The sequence below is a fragment of the Pseudochrobactrum sp. sp1633 genome (assembly GCF_030376605.1).
Taxonomy (GTDB): Bacteria; Pseudomonadota; Alphaproteobacteria; order Rhizobiales; family Rhizobiaceae; genus Pseudochrobactrum.
Window position 1 is genome coordinate 99420 of sequence record NZ_JARRAE010000001.1, and the last position, 13157, is coordinate 112576.

The 13157-nt window shown below is 49.3% G+C and carries 7 protein-coding genes; 5 read left to right on the forward strand and 2 right to left on the reverse strand.

All coding sequences use genetic code 11. The features are described 5' to 3' along the window. Window positions 1-189: 189 nt before the first annotated feature. Window positions 190-1395: a zinc metallochaperone GTPase ZigA gene (gene zigA, locus P8H26_RS00480; RefSeq protein ID WP_289630911.1), complete on the forward strand. Its 1206-nt coding sequence runs from the start codon at window positions 190-192 to the stop codon at window positions 1393-1395. Window positions 1396-1460: 65 nt separating this feature from the next. On the opposite strand, the gene P8H26_RS00485 is transcribed toward zigA, so the two are convergent. Next, on the reverse strand, window positions 1461-1922 hold the full coding sequence (locus P8H26_RS00485) for an Lrp/AsnC ligand binding domain-containing protein (RefSeq protein ID WP_075656316.1): 462 nt from the start codon (window positions 1920-1922) through the stop codon (window positions 1461-1463). Window positions 1923-2047: 125 nt separating this feature from the next. Between P8H26_RS00485 and putA the strand changes: the two genes are divergently transcribed. Next, window positions 2048-5206, forward strand: coding sequence for a bifunctional proline dehydrogenase/L-glutamate gamma-semialdehyde dehydrogenase PutA (gene putA, locus P8H26_RS00490; protein ID WP_289630912.1), 3159 nt, complete (start codon window positions 2048-2050; stop codon window positions 5204-5206). A gap of 892 nt (window positions 5207-6098) precedes the next feature. After that, complete coding sequence (locus P8H26_RS00495; RefSeq protein WP_289631213.1) at window positions 6099-8270, forward strand: anthranilate synthase; 2172 nt, start codon at window positions 6099-6101, stop codon at window positions 8268-8270. A gap of 154 nt (window positions 8271-8424) precedes the next feature. Here the strand turns inward: P8H26_RS00495 and P8H26_RS00500 are convergent, their stop codons facing one another. After that, window positions 8425-9387: a cation diffusion facilitator family transporter gene (locus P8H26_RS00500; RefSeq protein ID WP_374708193.1), complete on the reverse strand. Its 963-nt coding sequence runs from the start codon at window positions 9385-9387 to the stop codon at window positions 8425-8427. Between the two features lie 635 nt (window positions 9388-10022). Between P8H26_RS00500 and P8H26_RS00505 the strand changes: the two genes are divergently transcribed. Then, complete coding sequence (locus P8H26_RS00505; protein WP_289630914.1) at window positions 10023-10931, forward strand: cation diffusion facilitator family transporter; 909 nt, start codon at window positions 10023-10025, stop codon at window positions 10929-10931. Window positions 10932-11396: 465 nt separating this feature from the next. Further along, window positions 11397-13103: a 2-isopropylmalate synthase gene (gene leuA, locus P8H26_RS00510; RefSeq protein ID WP_289630915.1), complete on the forward strand. Its 1707-nt coding sequence runs from the start codon at window positions 11397-11399 to the stop codon at window positions 13101-13103. Window positions 13104-13157: the final 54 nt, after the last annotated feature.

The window sequence follows — 13157 nt, forward strand, 5'->3', positions numbered from 1 at the left end:
CAAATGTTTGTGGCGGTTTGTGCGTGAAGAGATTCATTCGTGCAAGCCGCCATTTTCATATGTGTTCTATACGCATTATTATCTGCAAAGCCTCTTGTTTTATGTAACTTTATAACATATCGATTGTCTCCTTTTGTGGTCAAGATAATTGCATTTTGTTGTCGGGCAGCAGAATGCGAAGGAGATAATATGGATCAGCGTTTACCCGTGACGGTTTTGTCGGGCTTTCTCGGTGCCGGAAAAACCACATTGCTTAATCACATTCTGAACACTCGTGAGCAGGTGCGTGTTGCTCTGATTGTGAATGATATGAGCGAAGTGAATATTGATGCGGCCTTATTGCGTGATGGCGGTGCCAATCTGTCCCGCACGCAAGAGCAGTTGGTTGAGTTGACCAATGGCTGTATCTGCTGCACTTTGCGCGATGATCTGTTGCAGGAAGTGACGCAACTCGCCAAACAGGGACGGTTTGATTATCTGCTGATTGAATCGACCGGTATTTCCGAGCCGTTGCCTGTAGCTTCGACTTTTGAGTTTCGCGATGAAGAGGGCTTCAGCCTGTCTGATGTGGCGCGACTGGATACAATGGTAACGGTGGTCGACAGTGCTAATCTGCTGCGCGACTATGCCTCGCAGGATTTTCTGAGCGACCGTGGCGAGACAGCCGGTGAAGGGGATGAGCGCGGTATTGTGGATTTGCTGGTGGAGCAGATCGAATTTGCCGATGTTGTGGTGCTGAACAAGATCAGCGAAGTGTCGCTCACACAAAAGCAGGATATTTATAAAATCATCCGCGCGCTCAATCCGGACTGTGATGTGGTTGATGCTGACTTCGGCAAAGTACCATTGGCAAAGATGATGAATACCGGACGGTTCAGTTTTGAAAAGGCCGAGCAGCACCCGCTGTGGTTTAAAGAGCTTTATGGTTTTAAAGATCATGTGCCGGAAACTGAGGAATACGGCATCCGTTCTTTTGTCTATCGGGAGCGTCGTCCGTTTGATCCGGCTAAACTCCATGATTTCATCCAGCAAAGTTGGGCAGGTTTGATCCGCTCGAAAGGTTTTTTCTGGCTGGCCACCCGCCCGCGCTATGTGGGCGAGCTTAGTCAGGCAGGCGCATTGTTGCGCACCGGCAAGCGCGGTCTGTGGTGGGCATCAATCCCGAAACAATATTGGCCGGATGATGAAAGCTGGCAGCAGTCCATGCAGCCTTATCTTGATCCGTTTTGGGGTGACCGGCGACAGGAGTTGGTTTTTATTGGTACTGCTGCTATGGACGAGGGGGTAATAAGAGCTGCTTTGGATGCTTGTCTGGTTGAGGCGCAGAATTTTGTGCCCGATGAATGGGCCGCACTCTATGACCCGTTTGAGTCATGGGAAAGTCGTGGATCGTAATTCATTATGTAAAACAATGCTTTGTATTCATGCGTGGATAATTAGATTCACGCATGAATATGTTTTTATATGCCGATTGCCGAGGTTTCTTTCACTTCTTCCATTACCGGATAGGTATGAGTTTCCCGCACCCCCGGGAGTGAAAGCAGAGAGTCTGCCAAGAAGCGGCGATATTGCTCCATGTCAGCTACACGCGCTTTGACGAGATAATCAAACCCACCCGCCACCATATGGCATTCCATCACCACCGGATTGTTTTTTGTGGCCTCGGCAAAGGTTTCAAAAACCTCCGGTGTCGTGCGGTCGAGCTTGATTTCTACAAAGACCAGCATGGAGCGGTTGAGCATTTTCGGCGAGAGTTTTGCCGTATAGCCCAGCACGTAACCATCGCGCGTTAAGCGCTTGACCCGCTCGGCGGTTGCCGTCTGTGACAGGCTGATTTTCTCTGCCAGTTCGGCATTGGTCAGCTTGCCGTCCTCCTGCAAAGCACGGAGGATTTTTTTGTCCATAGCGTCAATTTGCTTCATTTTAGCTAAAATTCCGATTTTTGCAGTGATATCCACCGAATAAAGCGCTTTAATTAGTGAGATAAACTATATGAGATAAAATATACAGTTAAAAACTCGTCGCAAGACTCTGTAGGAGCCTTTTTATGACTGTATTTGTTGCTGCCCCCTTAAATTCGAGTGAGGCTGGTTCAAAACCGGCTCTGGAGCGTCCTTTGCCGTTGCCGCCTTTTACTGCACCTTATGCGCCTGATGATACTGAACTTGTGAGTTCATTGCTGGCAAGCGTGACATTTGATGATGCTGCCAATCGTCGTATTGATGCGCGCACAACTGAGTTCATCAACAATATCCGTAAGGCATCCAAGGGTATTGGCGGCGTTGAGGATTTCCTTCGTGAATACGGGCTTTCCACCCGTGAAGGACTGGCGCTGATGGTGCTGGCTGAAGCGCTTCTGCGCGTGCCGGACAGTGCAACGCAGGATAAGCTGATTGAAGATAAGCTGAAACAGGGCAACTGGTCTGAGCATCAGGCTCAGGGCGATACATGGTTTGTGTCTGCTTCCGCATGGGCGCTCGGCCTGTCGGCCAAGGTTATCCGTCCGGGTGAGACACCGGAAGGCGTGCTGGCTTCGCTGATCAAGCGTATGGGCTTGCCAACTGTACGTACTGCAACCAAGCAGGCGATGCGCTTCCTCGGCTCGCATTTCGTGCTCGGTGAGAACATCAAGGATGCCTTGAAGCGCGCTAAAACCGCAGAGAAAAAAGGCTATCGTCATTCCTTCGACATGCTGGGCGAAGGTGCCCGCACGCTGGAAGATGCCAAGCGCTATTATAAATCCTATTCTGATGCGATTGATGCCATTGGTAAGGCGACCGGCGACGGCAAACTGCCTGATCGTATGGGGATTTCGGTTAAGCTTTCAGCGCTGCATCCGCGCTATCTGGCAACGCACCATGATCAGGTGATGCGTGAACTGGTGCCGGACGTGTTGGCACTGGCGCAGAAAGCCAAGTCCTATGATCTGAACTTCACCATTGATGCGGAAGAAGCAGATCGTCTGGAACTGTCGCTTGATCTGATTGACCGCGTGTTCAGTGATCCGTCACTGGCCGGTTGGGATGGTTTTGGTCTGGCTATTCAGGCCTATCAGAAGCGCGCATTGCCGGTCATCCAGCATATTGTTTCCCTGTGCGAAAAAACCGGTCAGCGCATGATGGTGCGTCTGGTTAAAGGTGCTTACTGGGATACAGAAGTGAAGCGCACGCAGGAGCGCGGCTTAGAGGGCTATCCGGTTTTCACACGTAAAGCGGCAACCGATGCGTCTTATATTGCCTGTGCGCAATATATGCTCTCTGTGCGTAAGCATATTTTCCCGCAATTTGCCGGACATAATGCCCTGACTGTGGCGATGATTTTGGAAATGGCTGGCAATGATAAGAGCGGCTTCGAGTTCCAGCGTCTGCACGGCATGGGCGAAAGCCTGTTCAAACAGGTAACCGAAGCAGGCGAAAAGATTGCCTGCCGCGTTTACGCGCCTGTTGGCGGCTATCGTGACTTGCTGGCCTATCTGGTGCGCCGCCTGCTGGAAAACGGGGCGAACTCCTCTTTCGTTTCCGTCGTTGGCGATGAAAATGTACCGGTTGCGAGTCTGCTGAAGCGTCCGGCTGAAATTCTGAGTGACGGCAAAGGACTGCGGAATGCAAATATTCCGTATCCGGTAGATATGTACGGGCAGCGTCGCAACTCTGCCGGACTTGAATTTGGTGACAGAACAGTATTGGGGACTTTTATGGACGGGATCGTTAAGGCACGGGCAAATGTAGATGCCGCGCCATTGTTTGCGGGCTTTGATAAGAAGGGTGCTGGTCAGCCTGTCTTGTCGCCGGTTGACGGATCTCAGGTTGGTACGGTTGTTGAAGCAACAGCTGAAGATGCCGCAAAGGCAATTGAAACCGCGCGTAAAGGTTTTGCTGTCTGGTCGCGTGTAAGCGCTGATGATCGTGCAGTCGCTCTGGAACGCGCCGGTGATCTTCTGGAGAAGAACCGCGACCGTTTCATCGACCTTCTGTCGCGCGAAGCCGGTAAAACTCTGGATGACGGCATTGCCGAAATCCGTGAAGCAGTTGATTTCTGTCGTTATTATGCTGCGGAAGCCCGCCGTCATTTTGCCAATGAAACAATTATGCCTGGACCAACAGGTGAGGATAACCGTCTGCGCTATCGTGGTCGCGGTGTATTCGTTTGTATCAGTCCGTGGAATTTCCCGCTGGCGATCTTCCTTGGTCAGGTTACTGCTGCTCTTGCTGCCGGTAATGCTGTTGTTGCCAAGCCTGCCGAACAGACTCCACTGATCGCTCATGAAGCTATCAAGCTGCTGCATGAAGCCGGTGTGCCGCAGGATGTGGTGCTTTATCTGCCGGGTGACGGTTCTGTCGGTGCTGCTCTGACATCGCATGCCCGCATTGACGGTGTGTGCTTTACCGGTTCAACCGATACCGCATGGGCAATCAATCGCACACTGGCCGCTAAAAAAGGCCCGATCGTGCCATTGATCGCTGAAACTGGTGGTCTCAACGCCATGATCGTTGATGCGACAGCTCTGCCGGAGCAGGTTGCTGATGATGTGGTGATGTCGGCATTCCGCTCTGCCGGTCAGCGTTGTTCGGCTCTGCGCGTTCTGTACCTTCAGGATGATGTTGCTGACGGCATGCTGAAAATGATTGAAGGCGCCGCGCGGGAAATGACCCTTGGTAATCCGGCGATTGAGACAACAGATATCGGCCCGATCATTGATAATGAACAGCTGGTTATGCTGGAAGACTATGTGGCGCAGATGAAAACTGCGAATAAAGTGACAAAGGTTGGAGCTGTGCCGGAAGGTGAGCTGAAGGCCGGCCATTTCTTCGCTCCGCATATTATTGAGCTCAATGATGCTGCTGAACTGACCCGCGAAGTGTTTGGCCCTGTGCTGCATGTTGTGCGCTGGAAGGCTTCTGAGCTTGATAATGTGCTCGATCAGGTTGCCAATTCCGGTTTCGGACTGACTTTTGGTCTGCACAGTCGTATTGAAACGGTTGTTGCCCGTGCAGTTGATCGTCTGGATGTTGGTAATATCTACATCAACCGCAACACGATCGGCGCGGTTGTCGGCACTCAGCCATTCGGCGGTTCTGGTCTTTCCGGTACAGGCCCGAAAGCCGGCGGCCCTAACTATCTGCTGCGCTTTGCGCTTGAGCAGGTGGTGTCGGTTAATACTGCCGCAGCCGGTGGTAATGCGTCCCTGATTGCTATGGGCGAATAACCAGCGAGAAATCTCTGTTCTTCGTAAGACAGAAGATTTTTCAAAATTGAGTAAAGAATCGCCTGCCATAAAATAATTTGGCAGGCGATTTTTATTTTTACTCTATGCACAGATTCCTGTTGACGATAAATACAACCTAAGGTAGTTTTGAATTGTACTGAAAAGCATATTTTACCTAGTAATTTTAGATCTGAGCATAATATTTTTTTGAAATTAATTGCTTATGAAAGATGGGACGGGCAAAGCTTCCCCATAGATTATGGCCCGCTCTACGGTTCGCATATCGGACACTTTAACCCGGATCGGTTTATGATCCGGGTTTTTCTTGTGGTGATGGTCACTTAAATAAGAATCATAACATGCTGTAATTTAATAATTTATTTGATTGTGAAAATGTGAAGGTTCCTCCGTGCGGCTGACGCGAACCGAGAGCTCGCTTGGATTGTTTCGCTTAGTTTTCGAAACAGGATGTGAACGCCGCTATGATGGTTTTTAGAAATTAAAGCAGAGAATATGCGATTTTCTTTGATTTCAATTCATACAATTTAAAGATGTGTTTATTGTTTGAAGCAGAACGCCGGACGCTGATGGTGTTGATTAAATTTTGGGTTGCATGTGCACAAAACCACAGATAAAAATAATGCATGATTACATTGCGCTTAATATCTCTTGTTTGGTGGTGGGCTCGCTTTTAGCGGCCACGCAGGCATTTGTATAAGTGTCATTTCAGGTCGCTCAAGGTTTTACCGGGCGGCCGTTTTTATTTCTCAGCCCTGAAATCTTGTAGCTCCTGATCATAATGAACAAATCAGAGCAGACATGCTCTGTTTGAAAAACAGGTGCGAAACCTGCCTTTTGAAGGTATAGGGATCGCAGTAACAGGAGCAGGGCGATTATGGCAAAAACTGCCGATCAGGATCAGCACGATTATCTCACACAGGGCGGTGTTTCAGTTGTGCGCCGCCGTAGTCTGATTGATTATAAAACTGCGATCGACAAACGTATCGATGCGCTGGATACACGGCGCGGTGCGGTCTTCTCTTCCAATTATGAATATCCGGGTCGCTATACGCGCTGGGATACGGCCATTATTGATCCGCCGCTGGTGATTACCTCCAAAGGCCGCACGATGCGTATCGAAGCGTTGAATGCGCGTGGCACGGTTCTGCTCGGGGCAATCCGTCCTGTCGTTTCGGCTCTGGAAGATGTGACAATTGCCAGTGAAACGGACAATCTGCTCAACCTGATAATTGCTGAACCGACACAGCAATATATGGAAGAAGAGCGCTCGCGTATGCCTTCGGTATTTACCGTGCTCCGCGCGATTGTAACGCTGTTCTATTCCGAGGAAGACAGCAATCTCGGCCTTTACGGCGCCTTCGGTTATGATCTGGCCTTCCAGTTCGAGCCGATTAGCTTCAAGCTGAAACGCCCTGAGGATCAGCGTGATCTGGTGCTGTTTCTGCCGGATGAAATTCTGGTGGTTGACCATTATTCAGCAAAAGCGTGGGTGGATTCCTACGATTTCACCGTTGGCAATAAAAAGACAGACGACCTGCCGCGTGAAACACCTGCCGATGCGTTTAAAGCTGCAAAAAGCACACCGGCGCGCGGCGATCATCAACAGGGCGAATATGCAGCTCTTGTTGAGCGTGCCAAGGAGAGCTTCAAATGCGGTGATCTTTTTGAAGTTGTACCGGGGCAGATTTTCTATGAAAAATGCGATAATCAGCCGTCAGCCATTTCCCGCAAGCTGAAAAGCATTAATCCGTCGCCTTATTCGTTCTTCATCAATTTGGGTGAACAGGAATATTTGATCGGTGCCTCACCGGAAATGTTTGTGCGTGTGAACGGACGCCGTATCGAAACATGCCCGATTTCCGGCACCATCAAACGTGGTGAAGATGCGATTTCAGATTCCGAGCAGATTCTGAAACTGCTCAATTCCAAGAAAGATGAATCCGAGCTAACCATGTGTTCCGATGTGGATCGCAACGATAAAAGCCGCGTTTGTGAGCCGGAATCGGTGCGCGTGATCGGCCGTCGTCAGATCGAGATGTATTCCCGTCTGATCCACACGGTGGATCATATTGAAGGCCGTCTGCGCGATGGTATGGATGCTTTTGACGGTTTCCTCAGTCATGCATGGGCTGTAACGGTAACCGGTGCACCAAAACTATGGGCGATGCGCTTCATTGAAGAAAACGAACGCAGCCCACGTGCATGGTATGGTGGTGCGGTCGGGATGATGCATTTCAACGGCGATATGAATACCGGTCTGACCTTGCGCACCATCCGTATTAAGGATGGTGTAGCGCAGGTGCGGGCAGGGGCGACATTGCTCTATGATTCAAACCCGCAGGAAGAAGAAGCTGAAACAGAGCTGAAGGCATCTGCGATGCTGACTGCTATCCGTGAAGCGCATATTCAGCCTGAATTGCAGGAAAAGGCGAAATCTATGAAAGCGGGAACCGGAATCTCCGTTTTGCTGGTGGATCACGAAGATTCATTTGTGCATACGCTGGCCAATTATTTCCGTCAGACTGGTGCAACAGTCGCAACTGTGCGCTCGCCGGTGAGTGACGAGATTTTTGACCGCTTCAAGCCTGATCTGGTGGTTTTGTCTCCGGGGCCTGGTACGCCGAGCGATTTCGATTGCACCAATACAATCCGAAAAGCACGCGGCCGTGACTTGCCGGTCTTTGGTGTGTGTCTGGGCTTGCAAGCCTTGACTGAAGCCTATGGCGGCTCCCTGAAACAGCTGGAAATTCCGATGCATGGCAAGCCGTCACGCATCAAAATTCTGAAGAATGGTGTGGTTTTCGACGGGCTTGGGCAGGAAGTGACCGTTGGACGTTATCATTCACTCTATGCGGATAAAGCCACATTGCCGGAAGGTTTTATCATTACGGCTGAGACAGATGATGGCGTGATTATGGGCTTTGAACATGCCAGTGAGCCGGTGACTGCGGTGCAGTTCCATCCTGAATCGATCATGACGCTCGGCGGTAATGCCGGTATGCAGATGATTGAAAATGTGGTGTCAAAGCTTGTTAAGAAATAAGCGTCGCTGATGCTTAAAAGTAAAGCCGCAGATGAAAATCTGCGGCTTTTTTCTTTTTAGAGCAGTTTCAACTGAAATGTTGAAACTGCTCTAACTTTTTTGTTTAGGCGCATTATCCTACGCAAAACCGCTACGCACTTTTGCTGGAATTGCTCTAAATCCATGCCTCATCGCCGGTGAAGCTCACCGTGATCCAGCGTTGCGGACCTGCGCCGCCGATTTCCTCTGCAATTTCCTCACGCAGCGCATCCAGCGTTGCGATGGATGCAATCGGGAAATTTGCAGGCAAAACCACATGAATTTCAATAAAGCGGGCGCGGCCGATCTTGGCGACATAGCTGGCATATTTCTTAAAGCCATGTTTGGCTTTCATACCATCCATAATCTTGCGTACCCGCAAATCCATACGTTCAGGTGTGACCAGAAGAATCTCTCGAAATGCGCCCATAACAGTTTTGAGCGGCACAAAGATCAGACCGGCAGATAGCACAAGCAGAATGGCCGGATCGACATAGACCGTCCATTTTTCATAAATGCTGCCTTGAAATGCCCATGCCAGACTAAAGGCTATCAGCAAGGCCAGTGTGATCAATGCAGTCATCAGCCAGCTTTGTGTATCAAGCGTGATGAAATTCGATTTGAGTCTTTTGTTGATTTTGCGCTGATAGGCCATCATCACAAAACAGATGATGCAGACAATAACGGCATAGAGAATGGCCCAGTCGAAATTCAGCTCTGTGCCGCCTTGTAGCAATGTGCTAATGGCATTGATGAAAGCATAGAGACAGAACAGGATCAGCACGACCCCGTTGAAAGCCAGCACAAGTGGTTCAATATGCCAGAACCCGTGCTGGAAGCGTCGCGTGCCCTCACTGGTGAGCAGGCGGGCAACAAAAAGCGCCAATATCGACATGGCGGCATCGGTGGATGAAAACATGCCGTCAAATATGACGGCGCTGGAGCCGGAGATTAGTCCGAAAACAATTCCGAATAGTCCGATAAAGATTGTGACAAATATTGATCTTCGTAAAATAAGTTGTTCAAAACGTGCAAGTCGTTGCATTTTAAAAGTACTGCCTTTGTAGAAACAACAGTCAATCAGAAGGCCGGTAGGCATAAGTATTTTTGCCGGAGAACCGGTTCAGTAAGCTGTTTTTTTGTTTTTAGCATTTTTAATGCGCTGACCCGGACAAATATTGTCTTATTACTGTTATACGTAAGTTTGGAACGGAGTGTTAAGATGCGCATTTATGCATAGTCACTCTATATATTATTCTTATGAAAATTAAAAGTCACGGCGCTTTCAGCAATTTTTAAAAACCATTTCTGACATTCGATATGATTCGTTTTTTGCGTTCTTGCTAAGAGTTTTTTGCAAATGATTTGCAGTTAAAGTGACTTTAAGCTTCTGAATTTGCTGATTTATTGCTTAAGGGGGCGTGAGTGAAAATCAGTTGCAACTAGGCTCTGGAATCTTGCTGAAAATGACAGGTTTACTGCATTAGTGTTTTTGAAATTGTCGGTTTTGAGCTAAAGAAAATTAAGAATTGAGAGCGGTTCAGTCGATCCGATGTGAGCATATCCCGCTCCGGAATGAATTTCATGAAAACGGCATGCATGTTCGGGATGTCAGACCCCGCAGGCCGCCGGATAATTTGTAATACAGCATAATTTGAAATCACATATTTCTCTGACCGGATATTCGTGAAGCCGGCAGAATTGATTATGTGAGATAATGTAAAAGGTTTGGATATGGATGCTAATCTGAGAATCCGGCGGCTGGCCACATGGACAATACCGGTATCTATCGGAGTGATGGCGCTTAAATATCTGGCCTATCTTTTGACCGGTTCGGTGGCACTTTATTCCGATGCGCTTGAATCGATAGTGAATGTGATTGCTGCAGTCGGGGCATGGTGGGCGATCAGTGTCAGCCTAATGCCGGCTGACAATAATCATCCCTACGGGCACCATAAGGCCGAATATCTCTCGGCTGTTGTTGAAGGTGTGCTGATTGTTGTGGCTGCCTTGCTGATTGTTCGTGAGGCGTGGAGTGCCCTAGATAATCCGCGCACATTGGATGAGCCGTGGCTGGGCTTGGGCATCAATCTGATTGCCGGTGTCATTAATATGTTTTGGGCGGGGTTACTGATCCGCGTAGGCCGTGCTGCGAAATCACCGGCTTTGCTGGCTGATGGCAAGCATATCATGACGGATGTCGTGACGTCCGCAGGCGTACTGGTTGGTCTGGTTGCCGCGATTGTCACCGGCTGGTCAATCCTTGATCCGATATTGGCGATTATTGTTGCGCTGAATATTCTCTGGCAGGGCTGGCATGTCATCAATGCTTCTGTGCAGGGGCTGATGGATGTGGGGGTTGAGCCTGTCGAGGAAATGCAGATCCGTGATATTATTTCCACCAATGCGGAAGGGGCGATTGAGGTGCATGACCTCAAAACCCGCATTGCCGGACGTGTCACTTTTATCGAGTTTCATCTGGTTGTCGCGGCCGATATGACCGTTGGTGAATCGCATATTATTTGCGACCGGATTGAAGATGCGTTGCATGAAAAAATTGATAATTCACGGGTTGTGATTCATGTTGAGCCTGAGGATGAGGCAAAACTTCCACCGGGAACTGCGGCTGTTCCTTTCGCGTGACGTAAGTTTAACACATTGATTTTTAATTATAAAAACACTGTCATGCAAATGCGCATGGCAGTGTTTTTATTTTTCTCTGAATATCGCTGTAATTTTATTTCGTTTAGGCGGAAATCTATTGCAACTTGTTATCAGGGCGTATAGCATTTGCCCCATGAACAACGCGCATCATCATACCAGCTCTTTTGTGAGCTTCGGAGCAGATCAGGGCTTTGCCGCCGCTGAATCTTGCGCGCGTCCACTCTCGCTTCTACTTCTACTCGGCCTTAGCGGCGATCGCCGGGCTCATTGATTGGAGCGTCCGGCGGTCGTACAGAGCCGTCAGACTCATGCTCCTGTCAAAGAATCCGATTAGATTGTGCCCGTAGCTTCTGCATATTCGTTTTGTGAATTGAGCAGACAGGGTTTGTTTAAGCAGCTTGTTATTGAATGAATAACAGTTGCTATGGCTGATGAGAAATTACGATGACCATTATTACTTCCGCTTCAAAACCTGCCCGTAAAGGTATGCCGATTGCGGCAGAAAAATATACTCCGTTCAGAACCACAGTTCTGCAGGATCGCCAGTGGCCTTCAAAAATGATCGAAAAGGCACCGATCTGGTGTTCGGTTGATTTGCGTGATGGTAATCAGGCATTGGTTGACCCGATGGGGCATGACCGTAAAGCGCGTATGTTCCAGCTGTTGCTGGATATGGGCTTTCCGGAAATTGAAATCGGTTTTCCGTCGGCTTCCCAGACAGATTTTGACTTCTGCCGCTGGTGCATCGAGCAGGGCAATGTGCCGGATGAGGTGGATTTACAGGTGCTGGTGCAGTGCCGTCCGGAGCTGATTACCCGTACTTTTGAATCGCTGGAAGGCGCGAAGAGCCCGATCATTCATTTCTACAACTCTACCAGCGAATTGCAGCGCCGCGTGGTGTTTGGCAAGGATGTGGCAGGGATTAAGCAAATTGCCACCGATGCCGCCAAGATGATTATGGATATGGCTGCGAAGGCTGGCGGCGGCTATCGTTTCCAGTATTCGCCGGAAAGCTTTACCGGCACTGAACTGGAAGTGGCGCTGGAAATTTGTAATGCAGTCGCGGAAATCGTGCAGCCGACAGCTGAAAATAAGCTGATCCTCAACCTGCCGTCCACTGTGGAAATGAACACCCCGAATGTTTATGCCGATCAGATTGAATGGATGTGCCGCAATCTGGATAATCGTGAAAATCTGATTATCTCCCTGCATCCGCATAATGACCGCGGTACAGGTATTGCCGCGACTGAGCTGGGCCTGATGGCCGGTGCCGACCGTGTTGAAGGCACTTTGTTCGGCAATGGCGAGCGCACCGGTAACGTCGATCTGGTAACGCTGGCACTGAACATGTTCACGCAAGGTATTGATCCTGAACTGGATTGTTCAGATATCAACCGCATGAAGGAAGTTTACGAATATTCTAACCAGCTGGTTATTCCTGAGCGTCATCCTTATGTGGGCGAACTGGTTTATACTGCTTTCTCCGGCTCGCATCAGGATGCGATTAACAAGGGTATGAAAGCTAAGAAAGGCGCGAACACGCCGACATGGGAAGTGCCTTATCTGCCGATTGACCCGCAGGATGTTGGCCGTTCTTATGAAGCGATCATCCGTATCAATTCCCAGTCTGGTAAGGGCGGCATCGCTTATATTCTGCAGCAGGATTATGGTCTGAATATTCCGCGCAAGATGCAGGTGGAATTCCGCGAGATCATTCAGCAGATTACTGATGATGAAGGCAAGGAATTGCAGGCGCAGCGTATTTATGAAGAGTTCAAAAAGTCCTATGTGAGCCAGCCAGGTTCCCGTCTGGAATTTGTTGATCATCACACTTTTGCTGATCCGGAGAATAAAACGATCCGTATTATGCAGGCGGAAATCATTGATAATGGTGTGACGAAGACGATTGAAGGGCGCGGTACAGGTCCGGTAGACGGCTTTATTGATGCGCTTTCCAAGCATATCGGCATTGATATTTCTGTTGCTGATTATTCGGAACACTCATTGCAGCGCGGTTCTGATGCTTCGGCGATCAGCTATGTGGAGCTTTCGCATCCTCAGGGAGCGGTGTTTGGTGTGGGTGTGAACCATAATATCGTTACCTCGTCACTGGCGGCGATCGTTTCTGCGACCAACCGCCTGATTAAATAAGAAAATCATTGCAGATTGATAAAAGGCCTGAAACCACATGGTTTCAGGCCTTTT